Origin of the sequence: Collinsella vaginalis (assembly GCF_900176655.1) — a bacterium.
Classification (GTDB): Bacteria; Actinomycetota; Coriobacteriia; order Coriobacteriales; family Coriobacteriaceae; genus Collinsella; species Collinsella vaginalis.
The window spans coordinates 159471-176011 of the sequence record NZ_LT838844.1; the positions used below are offsets into that span (position 1 = coordinate 159471).

The following is a 16541-nucleotide window of genomic DNA, read 5'->3' on the forward strand; positions in this document are numbered from 1 at the left end:
GCCGCGCCGACTGACAACGGCAAGCGTCACCGTCCGCTAATCCTCCTCGGTGCAGATCTCCGATTCATCGAGGGGGCGCCCCGAGTAGTTCAGCCGGCGGGTCATCTCCACCATGTCATCGCCGGCGATGAAGCGGGCCGCCGCCTGCTCGTAATCATCGAGCGCCCGATCGAAGACCTCGGGGAAGGACTCGGTCGACGGCTCCCCGGTGAAGGGGTTCTCCCAGGTGATATGTGAGAGGTTCCCGGCGCGGGCGGGTGTCTCGGTGGTGACGCGGTGCGCCAGCGCGCCGAGCAGTGAGTAATCGCTGAACAGGCCCTCGAACGCGGCGAGTCCGCTGCCGATGCGCGATCCCGCGGGTTCGAGCAGGCGGTACGCGAGCTTCATATCGGCGACGGCCCCGGCGTACTCGCCGGCACCCACGGGGATCCCGTAGGTGCTCGCCGCGACGTGGCTCATCAGCACGCCGGCGATCTTGCCCACGCGCTCATTGGAGACGAGCTCGCCCTCGGGCGGATAGTTCGCCGTGGTCGCGCCGCCGCGTTTGCGCTGGAGCATCAGCACATCGAGGTCACCCTCGATGACCGCGTGCACCTTGCTGCCCGAGTCGGCGAGCGTGGGGTCCGTCTTCTGGATTCCCCATTGCTGGGCGTACACGTACGGGTGCGCGTTGCGGTCGAGCACGTAATGGGAGAGCAGGCCGAGTGCGAAGGCCCGTCCGGTGGACGCGTCGTGGGGGAGGAGGCGCTGCGTGCCGTCTCGCAGTGCGGCGAACTGCCGTGAGATCAGGGAGCGGTGCATCTCCTGCCCAAACCGGATACAGTCCCTGAGATGCGGTGTGCGCACGCGGAAGAAGAAGGGGTCGGGGCCCTGGTTGGCGATCAAAAAGGCGATCCGGTCATCCTCGGTGGCGATGAGGTCGGCGGGAAGGCGCTCCATGCTCTCCTCGCCGAAAAGGTGATGGGTTATCAGCGCTGGCATGATGGTCCTTTCTGAGGGAACAGCTCTGCCCATTATTCCCGAACCGCAGGCAAACTTGCGGGGTGGAGCTGGGGATCTGTGCGAAAACCAGGGTTCGGAGATACCGTCAGGGCACGGGGCATGGGACCACGGCCCGGCGCCGGTTTCGCCGGCAGCAACAGCTGCGCTCGGCCCTCGAACGCAAGGCATGGGGCCAGGCAAACACCAGATCCAAGGCACGGCCGCAGCCTGCCGAGCCGCAGCCTGCCGGGGGCGGCTCTTGCGCCAGGTGCCGACGACCCCGGGCGAGGCCCCGATCCTTGCCAGAACGTTTACACCTGTCCCGAGCAGTCCTGTCGTACCATAGAAAGGCCACCGCGACTGAGGGGAATGCATGAAGTACACCAAACTCGAGCGCAACTGGGTCATGTACGACGTCGGGAACTCGGCGCTCGTCCTGCTCAGCACCTCGGTCGTCCCGATCTACTTCAACGCGATCAACACCGGGGCATCCTCGGCGGAGCTCGTCGCCGCGTGGGCGAACGCCCAGACCGCGGCCTCGCTCGTCGTGGCCCTGCTCATGCCGATCCTGGGCTCGCTCGCCGACTTCGCGGGCAACAAGATCAAGTTCTTCATCGGCTTCTTCCTCACGGGCCTGGTCCTCTGCTTCGCGCAGGCCATTCCCATGAGCGCGTTCGCCTTCCTCATCGTCTACGTGCTCTGCACGATCGGGCTCAACTCGTCCATGACCTTCTACGACGCGATGCTCTGCGACGTCACGGAGGATGACCGGATGGACGCCGTCTCAAGCTCCGGCTACGCCTGGGGTTACGTGGGCTCCACCATCCCGTTCATCATCTGCCTCGCCGTCATCTTCGGCGGCCCGGCACTCGGCCTCGACACCATGTTCTGCACGCGCCTCTCCTTCGTGATCACCGGCCTCTGGTGGCTCGCCTTCACCCTGCCGCTCATCCGGACCTACCGGCAGCGCTTCGCGAAGGAGCGCCAGCCGGGCGACACCCTGACTTTGATCGTCATAAGCTCCTTTCGCGGCCTCGGCACCACGATGCGCGCGATCGCCCACAACAGGGCCATCCTCATCTTCATGGTCGCGTTCTTCTTCTACATCGACGGCGTGCACACGGTCATCTCCATGGCGACGAGCTACGGCTCGGCGCTCGGCATCGACTCCACGCAGCTCATCCTCGCGCTCCTCACCACGCAGTTCGTGGCCTTCCCGTCGGCCATCGCCTACGGCCGCCTTGCCGGGCGCTTCGGGACGCTCCGCATGATCCTCGTCGCGGTCATCGCCTACGTCGTGATCGTGCTCTTCGCCTCCTTCTTCCTCCAGACGGCCACCGAGTTCTGGATCCTCGCCATCATGGTGGGCCTCTTCCAAGGTGGCATCCAGGCGCTTTCCCGCAGCTACTTCGGCCGGCTCATCCCCAAGGAGCGCTCGAACGAGTACTACGGCTTCTTCGACATCTTCGGCCGCTACGCCTCGGTCATGGGAACTCTGCTAGTATCTCTCGTGACGTCGCTCACCCGGAATCCTTCTTTAGGAGTGCTTTCCATCGGGATCCTGCTCATCGTGGGCCTCGTTATGCTAGTAAAGCTCTCCCGTGTCGAGGGCGCCGCCGTCTAGGGGCGCGCACCGACTCCCCGGGCCGTGCGCCCGGGCGCTCCTGCGGCATCGTGCCGCCGCGGGACGGACGGGTTTTGCGAGCATGAAGCAAACCCTCGTCTCGAAAGGTACTCCCTGATGAACGCTCATTACGTCGCCCGCGTGGGTGTCATCGCCGCCCTGTACGCGGCCTGCACCTTGGTGTCCCTGCTCTTCCTCGGCAGCCTCGCCTGGGGTCCCGTCCAGTTCCGCGTGTCGGAGGCCCTGTGCGCCCTCGCGCTCATCACCCCAGCCGCGATCCCCGGCCTGACCCTCGGCTGCGTGATCGCCAACGTCGCGAACATCGTGCTCTCGGGCACCGGCGCCCTCGGCCTCCTCGATGTCGTCTTCGGCTCGCTCGCGACCTTCATCGGCGCGACCATCACCTGGCGGCTGCGCTCGCGCCCGGTCCTGGCCCTCGCTGGCCCCGTCATCGCGAACGCCCTCATCGTCCCCGCGTATCTGCCGATCCTCCTCGAGGGCATCGGCTTCTACACGATTCCCTTCACGAGCGTGAGCCTCGACGGCGCCTGGGGCCCCATGTACCTGTTCGGCGTGGTGAGCACGGGAATCGGCGAAGCGGTTATCATGTACGTGCTGGGGCTCCCGCTCTTCCGCGCGCTCGCGCGGACCTCGTTCGCAGGGGAGAGGGACGCCTCCGGTCACGTGGGCGACTAGCGGGCACGCCCTTCAGGGCCGCTCACGGGGGGGGCACGGCGACATCGCCTGCCAGCTCAGACGGCCGCGTGATGGGAAGGTGCGAGATGAGACCCACTCTGGTGATACCGTCCTATTGGGAGGGCGACGCGCACGATTCGCCCGCGACCGCCTCATACGATCACACCACGAGCCTGAACGCCCCCACCTATGAGCTCGACCGCTGCCTCGCCTCGCTCGAGCAGGTCCGCGGCATCTCACGCATCATCGTCCTCGTGGTCTGCCCGCTCTCGGTCACTGCGGCCGTCACCCAGCGCGTCGAGCGGATCTGCGAGGTCCACCCATCGCTCAAGGTCACCCTGGTCACCAACGACGAGGCCACGCGCATCATGGACCGCGTCTCCCAGCTCGCCCCGCACGCGTCAGGCGAGGGCGTCTCGCTGCGCGGCTACGGGGCCATCCGCAACATGGGGCTCGCCGTGGCGAGCATCCTCGGGCACGACGCGGTGGTCTTCCTCGACGATGACGAGGTGGCCCTCGGTCCGGACTTCATGGAGAAGGCCCTGTTCGGTCTCAACCAGGAGACCCGCCAGCGCCTGCCCATCATCGCGAAGTCGGGGTTCTTCTACGACCGCGAGGGCTCACCCCTGGCCGACACGACGAAGGCCGGGATCACGCACCGCTGGTGGACGAAGCGCATCGAGTTCAACCGGTGGATGAAGCGGGCCCTCGCCGGCACGCGCATCTCGCGCTCCAACCACGTGTGCGGCGGCTGCCTGGCGCTCTCCGCGCGCGCCTCGATGCGGGCTGCCTTCGACCCGTTCATCACGCGCGGCGAGGATCTCGACTACCTGTTCAACCTGCGTCTGCTTGGCTATGAGATGTGGTTCGACAACCAGTGGTCCGTGCGTCACCTCCCGCCGCGGTCGACCGAGCGGTCCGGGCGCTTCCTCCAAGATGTGCACCGTTGGTACTATGAGCGGGCGAAGCTCGCCTTCGCGGCGCGCCTGAAGGAGTACAACCAGGTCACGCCCGCCTCGCTCATGCCCTACCCGGGTCCGTGGCTCACCGGCCAGCTCGATGAGCGCGTGCGCAAGACCGCCCTGGTGCGCGCCGTGTTCACACATGAGCACCGGGAGTACTGGGCCGTCTGGCGCCGTGGCCGCGCGGACGCGGAGCGCTACGCCCGCGAGAACGCGCACCGCTACTTGCAGTTCCAAAGCTTCTGGCCGAGTATCATGAACGGGCTGTGGGCCGATGCGGAGCTCGCCGCCATGCTTGAGAGGAGAACATGAGCGATCACACCTGGGATATGCACGACTCAGGGTCGGAGGGCGCCGAGATCCTGCGGGTCCTGGGCGCGATCTGCCTCGTGTGCGCCATCGGCCTCCTCATCTACCTCACTTACGGCTTCATCGCGAAGGTGGACGCCGTCAGCCTGTTCGTGGGCTGCGCGCTCCTGGCGGTCTTCGTCGCCCTCTTCACCTACCTGCTAGTCAGTCCCGACCCGCTGCGGTCGGGCTACACCGAGCGCTCGCTCGCCGTCGCGTCCGAGATGCTCGAGGACATCCGCGACGGCCTCACGTACGAGGGCGCCCTCTCCATCTGCCAGCGGCTCCTCTCCGAGACCCACGCGATGACGGTGGCCGTGACCGACACCGAGAGCGTGCTCGCCAGCGCCGGCTCCCTCGCGTCCGACTTCCCGCCGGGCTCGCCCATCCACACCCCGGCGACGCATTACGCGATCGAGCACGGCATCGCCCAGTCCTTCACCCACGGCGTGTACGCGAGCCCGGAGACGGGGCGCACCAGCGAGATCCCCGCGGGCATCGTGGCGCCGCTGCGCGTGCGCGACACCTCCATCGGCGCCCTCAAGTTCTACTTCCACCACGCCCGCGACGTGGATCGCACGCAGTACGCCCTCGCCTCGGGGTACGCCGAGCTCATCTCCACGCAGCTCGCGATCCACGAGCTCGAGCGCCAGGACGAGCTCGTGGCCCGCGCCGAGCTCCGCGCCCTCCAGGCCCAGATCAACCCCCATTTCCTGTTCAACACCTTGAACACCATCGCCGCGCTCACGCGCACCGACCCGCTGCGCGCCCGCGGCCTGCTCCGCGAGTTCGCCACCTTCTACCGCTCGACGCTCGACACCTCGGGGTCCCTGATCCCGGTCTCGCGCGAGATCGCGCAGACCAAGCGCTACCTCCTGTTCGAGCGGGCGCGGTTCGGGGATGATCGGATCATCGATGAGATGGACATCGCCGAGGGCGCCGAGGACGCGCTCGTGCCCGCCTTCGTGATACAGCCCCTGGTGGAGAACGCGGTGCGGCACGCCATGCGCGACGAGGGCCCCCTGCACATCCGGGTGTCCGTGCAGCTCACCGGCGACGACGTCATCGACATCGAGGTCGTCGACGACGGCGTGGGCATGGATGCGGGGACGGCCGACCGGCTCTTCGCGCGCACGCTCGGACCCGCCGAGGCCGACCAGTCGCAGAGCGGCGGCGCCGGCATCGCCATGCACAACATCCACGAGCGGATCAAGCGGTTCTACGGCCCGCGTTCCTCGGCCCGCGCGGTCTCGAAGCCCGGCTCCGGCACCACGGTGACGCTCCATCTGGATTTGCGGGGCAGTATCTTCGCTTAGGGTAAAATAGGGTTGTGTGGAGCAGTCGCCCCTCCCCGTGAGATTCGTAGCCACTTCCGAAGGGATTTCTGTATGCTGCGTGCGATGATCGTCGATGACGAAGCCCCAGCGCGGTCCGAACTCCGGTATCTGCTTGAGCAGACCGGGGAGATCGGGTCCGTCACAGAGGCGTCGAGCGTGCGCTCGGCCATCGAGACGCTCATGAACAGCCGCGTCGACGTCGCCTTCCTCGATATCTCGATGCCCGGTGCCTCGGGCATGCAGCTCGCCGAGGCGCTGCGCAAGCTCAAGACCCCGCCCGCCGTCGTCTTCGTGACGGCCTACAGCGACCACGCCCTCGAGGCCTTCGAGGTGGACGCCGTCGACTATCTCATGAAGCCCGTCGAGGAGGATCGCCTGGCCCGCGCCATCGAGAAGGTGCTCTCGCGTGTCAAGCCGCTGCCTGAGACCAAGGCCACCTCGGTCGAGCGCATCCCCGTCGAGAAGGGGGGCCGCAAGGTCCTGATCCCGGTGGAGCAGATCCGCTACATCATGGCCAAGGATGACTACTCCTGCATCTTCACGGACGACGACCGCTTCCTCTCCACCACCTCGTTGGCCCAGTTCGAGTCCAAGCTGTCCGAGTTCGGGTTTTTTCGGGTGCACCGCCGCTACATCGTGAACCTGGCGAACGTGGAGGATGTCGAGACCACTCCGTCTGGGGCCATCCAGCTCGGTATCGCCGACATGGAGGACCGGGTTCCGGTGTCCCGCCGCCGCGTGGTGCCCCTGAAGAAGGCGTTGAGCCTCTGATGGCGGGCGCGGCCGATCCAACATCCGGGGCCAAGCGCGTCGACATCATCTCCGACACGCACGGGTACCTCGCGCCGGCGCTCCTCGATGCGCTCGAGGGCGCCGACCTCATCATCCACGCCGGCGACATCACCTCCGAGGCGGATTGGGAGCATCTGCGCACGATCGCGCCGATCAAGGCGGTGCTCGGCAACAACGACCACTATTACGAGTACGGACCCGAGGTCGTCGCCCTGAACCGGTTCTCCTTCGAGGGCCTCGAGTTTGCCGTCGCGCACTACCGGGAGGACTTGCCGGTGGGCTCCGTCGACATCGCGGTCTGCGGCCACACGCACCGGGCCCGCATCGTGGAGCTGGGGCGCACGACGGTGATCAACCCCGGTTCGGCCTCGTACCCACGCGGCATGCGCGGGCCGACGATCGCCCGCCTCCTCGTGGCGGACGGGCGGATCCGCTCGCTCGAGATCATCGACCTGTAAGCGGGCCGTATGCCGGACGGGCACGCCGAGCGGTGCCGCCGGGGCGCAAAAAGCAGCCCTGCACTGCCAGACTGAACCGCCCATGGGCTCGTTGCGCAGTGCAGGGAGGGTTTTTTCATATATAGTACCCACAGGGTATGTGAATATCGGATGCCGTACAATCGGAGAACTTATGGGCAGCACAAAACGGTTTATCTCGGCTCTACTTGCAGCACTGCTTATGGTGCAGATGGCGTTTCCCGCGGCTTCTGCCATGGCAACTGAGCAGGGGGGGGGTATCTAAGTTCCCCTGCTCCTATGGAGCAGCCAGCGGATGACGCTGGCGATTCCGCCTCCGCACCAGCGTCTGAGACAGACGAGGCATCGCCCGAGTCTGCGACAGATGAGGCAACGTCCGATACGGTCCCGTCGCAACCCGCTGAATCCGACGCTCATGTTCTAGCCGCCGCAGCAGAAGATCGCGCTGCCACCCCGGCGAACCAGCCCGTCATAGAGGCGAGCCTGGTGTCCACAGATGGCAAAACCAACTACGGATCGTTGAGCGATCCCAAGACCCTCATCTCCCTTCCGAAGGGCCAGCAATTCAAGCTGCGCCTCCATGCGGTGTTCCCCTCCGCGTCCGATAAGTCCATCGACGTGGCCTTGCCCTACGGCATGGATTGGAACGACTCGAGCTTCAAATTCGATACGACGGCGGGCTGGTACGGAGAGCTTCAGAAAGACGGCATCATCATACCGAGCAAGCAGACCGAGGATTCCAAGAAGCCCGTTTCGGTGTACAACTGGAAATCCGCAGGCACGCTCACGATGAAGTTCCAGGACACCACCCAGGAAGTCACCTTCGACGTGCCCATGGGCCTTCAGACCTACGATACGGGCCTTGCATCCATCTCCGATGCCATCACCGTCACCCAGAACTACACCAAGGAGGGCGATGCTCCGACCGCATCCCGACTCGGCACCGATATCGAGGTTACCAAGCGGCCCGAGCTTACCAAAATCGGCTTCTGGGGGAATTACTCCGAGCTCTTGAACAAAAACGGCAATATCGAAGTGGGTTTGGATGACGCTCGGGGCACCGGCCACAATGTGTCCTGGATGGCCAACCTGGACGACGGCTGGGGCGTAAGGCGCGTGCTCGAAGACTACTTCTATGCGATGCTCGTCCCGGAGAAGGCGGAGTATCTCGGTCGTAATGCCCCCGATGAGTACGGGGGCGTACAAGAGAAAGATCTCAAGATTCTGAGCCCGGGCGAGAAGTTCACCATGAGCACCGGCGCCGAATATACCGTTCCTGCCGGCAAGAAACTCTACGTGTGGGAGCGCAAAGAGAACATCACCACTGCGGTCATCGCCGATCAATACGAATTCAACCCCATGTGGCGCTTCCCCAAAGAGGACTTCCCCGTAGGGAGCATCGCGGAGATCAGCCAGTTCGATGTAGGGGTGAAGTACTACGATCCGACGGGCCAGAGTGCCTACCTGCCCTACGACGCAAGCCGTCTTAAGACGATGAAGTACGAGATCGTCGAACCCAAGGAAGATGTGTATGCAAACAGCACGCTCGTCGCTAAGGATACCAATCTAGAGCGGTGGGAAGGCTATATCGCCGATAACGAGGTATACCTGGGAGCTCCTGGCTTCGAGCACACGCAAGAGCGCACCCTCGGTTACTTCACGGTTGGAAACCGCGGCTCGGGAAATAGCCGGAACAAGACCATCATCATCGATTACGACGTCAACGACACCAAGATCGCCGGCGTGACAGCACAGGCGCTCCCGCTCATCTCACGCCAGAAGAAGGATGGCACCCCTGCCACCCAGGTGAGCGATTTCAAGGTCACCCTCTGGAACAGCAAAACCGACGAGACCACGGACTATACGATCGACGCCTCGAAGCTCAAACAGCGTTTCCGCGTGGAAGACGTATTGGGCAAGCACGTCGAGGGTATGTATATCAAGCATATCGAATACAAGATCGACACCATCCCTTCTAAAACTGCGCTGACTGCTTGGGACAGGGGTCTGGCCGGCGAAGAAACCGAATTTGAGGACAGCTCCCTGTATTTCTTCGGCAACGTCCTTACCAACGACGTGCGTGAAAAGGGTCGCTGGGGAGACGATCCCTCCCTGTTCAAGACCGTCATCCGTATCGAGAACACGGGTGCGGAAGAGCCGGATTGGGCGTATCGCAATCAATACAAGTGGGACTTCGGCGACGGCAGGGGTGAAGTTGTGTTCCAATATCCCAGCCGCTCGGCGGATCATGTGACCATCGGCCACACCTTCACCGCATTCACGGGCAAGAGCTTCATCCAGGGTCATGGCCCGACGACCGCTTTCCATGACGGAACGGCGTATCCGCTGAATTTCGTGGTGGGCGATACGGTTCGCGACAAGGGCTTCGATTACTTCACGCCGACCTGGGACGGCAGCGCGAGGGGCATCGAGACGTTCAAGGTTATTTACTACATCAGCCCCTTGGGCGATGACCTGAGCTTCAATATGACCTATCGTTCCGTCGGCTCCAAGGATGCGTGGTTGCAAAAGAGCGCCGATCCGAACAACATGAGCCTCAAGCAGCCCGACGTGTCGGAGGTGCCGGCATCAGACGCCCTGAAGGCGGTCTATCCCAAGGCGAAAGTTTATAAGCTCGATTTCTCCAAGCTCACGTCCGACCAAGACATATACGATACGCGCGCCTACGGTCCGTCGGTGTACTGGAAAGAGTCTGCCGAGGCGATCCCCTACGCCATCAACGCGGGGTACTGGGCGTATACCGCTGACTGCGCGTTGCATGTAAGCTTCGCCTCCGATCCGTCGAAGGACGTGCCGGGCGAGTACACCGAGCTTATGTGGTTCGAATACGACACCGATACCGACGAAGATCTCGTCTATGGTTCGGGCATGGCCAAAGACAAGTGGGATCTGAACGGCAACGGCAGCACGGAAGACATGCTCGGCCGGCCCATGGGAAGGTGGGTCGTCAACGCCCCGACCGATCTGGTCGTGCGGTCTGCCGCCAAGATGGCGACGCAGCCCGATACGTCGTATGTCACCTACGACGGCATGTCCAAGACCTTGATCGGCGCCAACAGCACCGTCGACTATCGTTTGGTCGCGAACAACCCCACGCCGTCGGACGCCAACGGCCTGATGATATACTGGCCGGTGCCGAAAAAAGACCAGAACTGGGGCAAGGCGCTCCAGCCCAACGGCGCCTTCCAGTTCGACCTGTTCCTCAACGGCGGGATCCAGAGCGAGCTGCCCGAGGGCTATACCGTCTCCTATGCGAGGAACGTGAAGCCGACTTCGCAGGCGCTTGATTGGGATAGTTTCGCGTGGACCGAGGAGAGCGATACGGCTTCTTGGACGCAAGAAGACTGGGACGCCGTCAATTTCGTCCGCATCTCTTCTCCTGAGGACCGCGCCTTCAAAGCCGGTGAGAGCCAAGAGTTCAAGTTCAATTTGACCCTTCGCGACGTTGCCCCAGAGGATTTCAAGAAGAACCTCATCGACGTCTTCACTCCAGCCTATCTGCGTGACCTCGGCTCAGGCAAGGGCTACCGGTACGGCCAGCCCGTGGCGATGACCCCCACCCCTGGCATGCTCAAGGGCGTCGCCTGGATCGATGCGGATTTCGACGGCACGATGGACGAGGACGAGAAATCCCACGTCGTGCCTGGCTTGGAGCTCGAGCTGTACGATTCAGCCGGCAAGCTGGTGAACACCGCCGTCACGGACGAGACGGGAACCTATGAGTTCAAGGGTCTCAAGGACTGGCCCTCGACGGCATCTGGTGAGCTCGAGGCCTTTACCGTCAAGGTGAAAAACCCCACCGACCCTCAGTCTGCGGAGGCCGGCACCTTCGTGCGCTTCTCGCCCACCAAGGGCGACATGGTCATGACCGCTTCCGACGACCAGACTTCGGCCAGCGTGGAAGGGGTAGCCATAGATAATCCGAAGGCGCTGGCCCTCAACATCGGGCTCACGCGGGTTACCAAGGTTGACGTGCAGAAGACCTGGGTCGAGGGCAAGAACGCGGACGGCACGGATGGTGCCGGGATTGCCCACGATCCGGTCGAGGTGGCGCTTCTCATGGATGACGCCGATGGCGAGAAGGTGGCCGCTCAAGACATCGATGGCAAGGCGGTTCCCGCAGCCAGCCTGTCGAATGAAAACGACGGCTCCTGGAAAGCCTCCTTCACCAATTTGCTGGTGAGCAATCCTGCCACCAATGCCGCTGCCGCGTACACGGTTAAGGAAGCATCTGTCCCTGAGGGGTACGTTGCTTCGTATGCATACGAGACCAAGGAATCCAAGGATGCGCGCACGGGTGATACGCTGAGCTATACCGTGGCAACCGTTACGAACACGCGCATCCACGGCAGCATCGAGGTTTCCAAGACGGACAAGGCGGATGCCAAGAAACTTCTGCCAAACACCAGCTTTGAGCTCAGGAAAGACGGTGTCAAGGTGCGCGGGGGCACTACTGACGAGAAGGGCGTGCTCACCTTTAGCGATATTCCGTATGGCACCTACGAGGTGGTGGAGACCGCCGCGCCCGAGGGCTATGTGCTCGTTTCAACGCCGCATGCCGTAAAGATCGAGACCCAGGATCAGGTTGTTAAGCTCGCCGTTGATAACGCGCAGGTCAAGGGCACGGTTGTGGTGACCAAGACCGATGCTGAGGACGGGGATAAGCCGCTTTCCGGTGCGAAGTTCGAGCTGCGTCGGGGCGATAAGGCTGTGGACACCCAGACCACGGGAGACGACGGCATGGCTACGTTCGAGGACGTGCTGTACGGCTCCTACACGGTGGTGGAGACCGAGGCCCCCGAGGGGTACGTGCTGGATAAAACGGCGCATGAGGCAAAGGTCGACACCCAAGACCAGGTGGTCAAGCTCGCCGTGGCCGACGCCAAGATCAAGGGAGCCATTCTCGTTTCTAAGGTCGATGCTCAAAACCAGAGCAAGAAGCTCCCCGGTGCCACCTTCGAGCTGCGCCAGGACGACAAGGTCATCGAGAAGGCCACCACGGGAGCCGACGGAACCTTGACCTTTGAGCATGTTCTCTACGGCTCCTACACGCTGGTGGAGACGAAGGCCCCCGAGGGCTACGAGCTTGATCAGAAGCCCCTTGCCGTCAAGGTTGTCGAAGACGGTGCACTGCTCACGTTTGAGGTGAAAAACACGGCTCTGCCAGCCAAACCGACACCGGTGGAGCGCGAGCTTCCCAAGACCGGCGATTCGGCTGCTCAGGCTGCTCCCGCGCTCTTCGTCGGCGTGGCGCTCAGCTCCCTCGCCCTGGCTCTTCATAGGAAGAGGAACCAGGTGAGGTAAGCGCAGCGGGCATATGCTGAGATGTGACGAGCCGTCGGAGTCGCATCCGACGGCTCGTCTTTTGATCCGTACGCGTTTGTATGGCCAGAGGGGGCCGTGATCCCCCTCCAGACGCCTTGGCCGCCGCCTGCACGCCTCGCGCACGCGCATACGGCGACGCAGCGGCTCCGCCCGCCCATGGTTCGGCTATACTCGGAAACGCATGCAAAGAAGTTGAACGTGTAGGTCTGTAGTTGTCCAGAGCTGGGCATACGTTGTCATTTCCGTATAAGGAGGCACACATGGGACTGTTCGATGCGTTTAAATCTTTTAGGAAGCCTGTTGAGGTTGATCAGGCAAAGAGCGATGACACCAAAGCCCGCATGCGTGCCCTTTTTGATGCGCAGGTTGAAGAAGGTCCCAGCTACCAGGTGGCCTATGGCTTCTCGGAGGATATACGCGGGGCAAACTTCGGCTTCGGCCGCACGCTGTCGTATACGTATCAGAACTTCATCCTGGGCTTTCGCGATGCGGACACCGCCTTGGTGCTTTTGCCCGTCAGCCCCGACCTCTCTGAGTCCGGCGAGCTGATACGCTACACGCCCGAGACGGTGAAAAAGACCAACTACATCGCCATGACCGACCAGTATTACCTGCAGTACGGGAGCTCGTTCAAGAAGGAGTTCTTCAATCTGACGGTACCGAAGACGCTGGATGATATCGTCTCACTTGATTTCTATGACGAGGACAGCTTCTCCTATGTAGATCAGGAACAGGAAGCGGCGGCGTGGGCGGACTTCTGGCGGCAATTCAGCAAGTGACGCTCGGGGCGCACGGTGCCCAACAGCTCGGGAAGGGGACGGAACAGGAGATGACCAGCATGCTTCCCACCTATGTGCTGGCCGCCATGTCCGGAGGGTTTCTCGTCTTCTGCTTCGTCCGCGTCTTCGTGCGGAAGGCGCAGGTGGCCCCGGTGGCTGGCGGCGCGTTCGCGCTTGGCATCCAGGTGCTTCTCGCACTCGTTGTGTTCGGGATGTCGCTGTGGAGCATGGTGAGCGGCACGCCCCTCCAGGAGATTCAGTACCGCGTCACGCAGCTCCTGCATTAGCGGCCGTGCCCGTGGCGGACCGAGGCTCTTTTGCAGCGCGCCCCGCTCGTCACCGCCGCGTTTTTCACCCCTTCAAGGGTGGACGGCAGCCTGCTCAACCTGCCGTCCACCAGCCGCCATCCATCGCCGAAGTTTCTCGAAAAAACATCTTGCGCCCGTGTCAGGCATCTGTGTATACTAGCTCTCGCAGCACTGACTGCATGGGGAGTTAGCTCAGCTGGTTAGAGCGCCGGCCTGTCACGTCGGAGGTCGCGGGTTCGAGTCCCGTACTTCCCGCCATCGCATTGAAATGCCTCACTTCGGTGGGGCATTCTATGTTTATTGTCACCTCCGCGCCCACATATCTTGCATCCCAGTTCCGCGGTGTATAGTTGGGCGGCAAATGTCATTTCATTCGCATTCTTGTCGCCGGATGCGAACACCTGTCTGCGGTGGCGCACCGACGGGTGCGCCGGGCATGAAGGGGCTGTCCATGGACATCACGAGGAAGACCGACTACGCGCTCCGCATGCTCTCCATGCTCGCGACGGACGAGGCGGAGCTTCTCTCGGTGCGCACGGCCGCGGAACTCGGCGATGTGCCGTACTCCTTCGCTCGGTCCATCCAGCACAGACTGGCGCAAGCGGGGATCATCGAGAGCCTGCGCGGCGTGCACGGCGGCATGCGCCTCAAGCTGGATCCCAAGCAGGTTAGCCTCTGCGAGATCGTCGAGGCCGTGCAGGGGCCCATCGTCGTGAACGAGTGCGCGGGCCCCGACGGGTTCTGCCCGCGCTCGGGAAGCTGCTGCTATCATCCCATCTGGATCGGCACGCAGGAGCTCGTCAAGAGCTACCTGAACTCCGTGACCCTGTACGACGTGGTGTACGGGCAGAAGTTCCCCTCGGTGGACGCCAAGTTCTCCGACCCCGACCGGTTCGTGGAGTACGTCGGCTGCGGGAGCCTGCCGGGCTGCTGCCCGAGCGCATAGGGGGCGGGGCGGACGCTCCGCGTTCTTACGGGATACAGAGGGGGAGGGCGCCATGGTGGCGAATTCGTTTCGCATGCTGGTGAGAGCCGAGGGCGCTCGCCTCTACCGGGACCTCCCGTGGCGCAACACGCGGGACCCCTACGCCATCTGGATATCGGAGGTCATGCTCCAGCAGACCCAGGTGCCCCGGGTGCTCACGCGCTGGGACGCCTGGCTCGAGCGCTTCCCGAGCGTCTTCTCCCTGGCCGAGGCCAGTGCGCACGACGTGCTGAGCGCGTGGCAGGGGATGGGCTACAACCGCCGCGCCCTCGCGCTCAAAGCGGCGGCGGAGACCGTGGCCTCCGCCTACGACGGCGTGTTCCCGCAGGATACCCGCGAGCTCTGCGCCCTGCCGGGCATCGGTCCGGCCACGGCCCAGGGCATCCGCTCCTTCGCCTTCAACCTCCCCGGAGTCTACCTCGAGACGAACGTGCGCACGGTCTTCCTCCACCACCTGTTCCCCGATGCTCCCGCCGTGCCCGATCGCGAGCTGATCCCCCTGGTCGAGGCGGCCTGCCCGGGGACCGAGGCGCCGTTCGCCGAGCCCCTCGACGAGGATGACACCCCGCGGGCCTGGTACTACGCCCTGCTCGACTACGGTGTCCTGCTCAAGAAGACCGTTCCCAACCCGTCGCGGCGGTCGAGCACGTACGCGCGGCAGTCGAAGTTCGAGGGGTCGCGCCGGCAGAAGCGCGCGGAGGTCGTGCGGATCCTGCTCGCCGCGCAGGCCGAGGGCGGCGGCCTGGATGCGGGGGAGATCCGCGGACGGCTCACCGCGTTCGAGCGCGAGGCGGGGCGTGCGGCGGTCGATGCGGAGTTGGTGGACGGCATCCTCACGGACCTGGCAGGCGAGGGGTTCTGCGTGGAGCGGGACGGGATCTGGGCGATCGCCTAGAGATCGCCTAGGCGCCCAAATGAATCGAACCAAGTGGACGTGCCTGTAAAAAAGTATGCCAAGGGTAATTTGCTGTAAATATGTCGCATTTGTGCCGATTGCCTTCGGGTGGTTCATCCGATGACAAGATATGAGGAGGTACAGGCTTTGCAGCGCCCATAACAACCCGTTTTATCTGCGAGATTGCCCAGAAGATCCTTATTAGGAATGAGTTACAATAGGCATACCGGCGCAGAGGGGCGCCGAATGTACACCGTGTCGTCAGGAGGGAATCACTATGGATTTCGAGAACTCTCAGACAAAGAAGAACCTCGAGACCGCTTTCGCCGGCGAGTCGCAGGCCCACACCAAGTATCGCTACTACTCTTCGCGCGCCAAGAAGGACGGCTACGTCCAGATCTCCAACATCTTCCTGGAGACGGCCATGAACGAGTCCGAGCATGCGAAGCTCTGGTTCAAGTACCTGCATGGCGGCGAGGTCCCCGGCACCCTCCAGAACCTGAAGGACGCTGCCGCTGGTGAGAACTACGAGTGGACCACCATGTACAAGGAGTTCGCCGAGACCGCCGATGAGGAGGGCTTCAAGGAGATCGCCGCGAAGTTCCGTGGCGTCGGCGCCGTCGAGAAGGCCCATGAGGAGCGCTACCTCAAGCTCGCTGAGCGCGTTGAGAAGGGCGAGGTCTTCAACCGCGAGGGCGTCAAGGTCTGGAAGTGCCTGAACTGCGGTCACCTGCATGTCGGCCCCACCGCTCCGCAGCTCTGCCCGGTGTGCATGCACCCGCAGTCCTACTTCGAGGAGCATGTCGTCAACTACTAAGGTTGATTCCCAGGGGGAGTGAGAGCGCCGACGTTCGCGTCGGCGCTCTTTTTATATGAGCTGAACATCGGCAAGCGGCAAAACCGGCCCGACCCCTCCGGCGCCACCGATGGGGACGGGCCTGCTTATTGGCGTAACATTATCGGAGGCCATAGAGCACGTTGGTCGTGCTCCCCATGGAGTGGTCTTATGGGG

13 protein-coding genes and 1 tRNA gene are annotated in these 16541 nt (G+C 63.4%); 13 read left to right on the forward strand and 1 reads right to left on the reverse strand.

Going from position 1 to position 16541, the window contains the following annotated elements; all coding sequences use genetic code 11:
- Positions 1 to 36: 36 nt before the first annotated feature.
- Positions 37 to 981: a zinc dependent phospholipase C family protein gene (locus tag CAP13_RS06910; protein WP_085830885.1), complete on the reverse strand. Its 945-nt coding sequence runs from the start codon at positions 979 to 981 to the stop codon at positions 37 to 39.
- Positions 982 to 1354: 373 nt separating this feature from the next.
- Here CAP13_RS06910 and CAP13_RS06915 point away from each other — a divergent pair, with 373 nt between their 5' ends.
- The 13 genes from CAP13_RS06915 (at position 1355) to rbr (ending at position 16346) form a co-directional block, all read left to right on the forward strand.
- Positions 1355 to 2605 (forward strand): MFS transporter, encoded by a 1251-nt coding sequence (locus tag CAP13_RS06915; RefSeq protein ID WP_085830886.1) that lies wholly within the window; start codon positions 1355 to 1357, stop codon positions 2603 to 2605.
- 117 nt (positions 2606 to 2722) lie between these two features.
- Positions 2723 to 3301: a QueT transporter family protein gene (locus CAP13_RS06920; protein WP_085830887.1), complete on the forward strand. Its 579-nt coding sequence runs from the start codon at positions 2723 to 2725 to the stop codon at positions 3299 to 3301.
- An 86-nt stretch (positions 3302 to 3387) separates the two neighbouring features.
- Positions 3388 to 4575: a glycosyltransferase family 2 protein gene (locus CAP13_RS06925; RefSeq protein ID WP_085830888.1), complete on the forward strand. Its 1188-nt coding sequence runs from the start codon at positions 3388 to 3390 to the stop codon at positions 4573 to 4575.
- Complete coding sequence (locus CAP13_RS06930; RefSeq protein ID WP_245798943.1) at positions 4572 to 5927, forward strand: histidine kinase; 1356 nt, start codon at positions 4572 to 4574, stop codon at positions 5925 to 5927. Before CAP13_RS06925 ends, CAP13_RS06930 begins: the two co-directional genes overlap by 4 nt.
- A gap of 72 nt (positions 5928 to 5999) precedes the next feature.
- Positions 6000 to 6719: a LytR/AlgR family response regulator transcription factor gene (locus CAP13_RS06935; RefSeq protein ID WP_085830889.1), complete on the forward strand. Its 720-nt coding sequence runs from the start codon at positions 6000 to 6002 to the stop codon at positions 6717 to 6719.
- Positions 6719 to 7198: a YfcE family phosphodiesterase gene (locus CAP13_RS06940; protein ID WP_085830890.1), complete on the forward strand. Its 480-nt coding sequence runs from the start codon at positions 6719 to 6721 to the stop codon at positions 7196 to 7198. Before CAP13_RS06935 ends, CAP13_RS06940 begins: the two co-directional genes overlap by 1 nt.
- A 504-nt stretch (positions 7199 to 7702) precedes the next feature.
- Positions 7703 to 12541: a SpaA isopeptide-forming pilin-related protein gene (locus CAP13_RS06945; RefSeq protein ID WP_179184992.1), complete on the forward strand. Its 4839-nt coding sequence runs from the start codon at positions 7703 to 7705 to the stop codon at positions 12539 to 12541.
- A 281-nt stretch (positions 12542 to 12822) separates the two neighbouring features.
- Positions 12823 to 13341: a hypothetical protein gene (locus CAP13_RS06950; RefSeq protein ID WP_085830892.1), complete on the forward strand. Its 519-nt coding sequence runs from the start codon at positions 12823 to 12825 to the stop codon at positions 13339 to 13341.
- Positions 13342 to 13391: 50 nt separating this feature from the next.
- Positions 13392 to 13628, forward strand: a complete 237-nt coding sequence (locus tag CAP13_RS06955; RefSeq protein ID WP_085830893.1) for a hypothetical protein — start codon at positions 13392 to 13394, stop codon at positions 13626 to 13628.
- Between the two features lie 202 nt (positions 13629 to 13830).
- Positions 13831 to 13907: transfer RNA gene (locus tag CAP13_RS06960), tRNA-Asp, on the forward strand.
- Between the two features lie 193 nt (positions 13908 to 14100).
- On the forward strand, positions 14101 to 14595 hold the full coding sequence (locus CAP13_RS06965; RefSeq protein WP_179184993.1) for an RrF2 family transcriptional regulator: 495 nt from the start codon (positions 14101 to 14103) through the stop codon (positions 14593 to 14595).
- A 73-nt stretch (positions 14596 to 14668) separates the two neighbouring features.
- Positions 14669 to 15529 carry an HhH-GPD family protein gene (locus CAP13_RS06970; RefSeq protein ID WP_425429843.1) on the forward strand — a complete coding sequence of 287 codons (861 nt, stop codon included), beginning with the start codon at positions 14669 to 14671 and terminating at the stop codon, positions 15527 to 15529.
- Between the two features lie 277 nt (positions 15530 to 15806).
- Complete coding sequence (rbr, locus tag CAP13_RS06975; RefSeq protein ID WP_085830896.1) at positions 15807 to 16346, forward strand: rubrerythrin; 540 nt, start codon at positions 15807 to 15809, stop codon at positions 16344 to 16346.
- Positions 16347 to 16541: the final 195 nt, after the last annotated feature.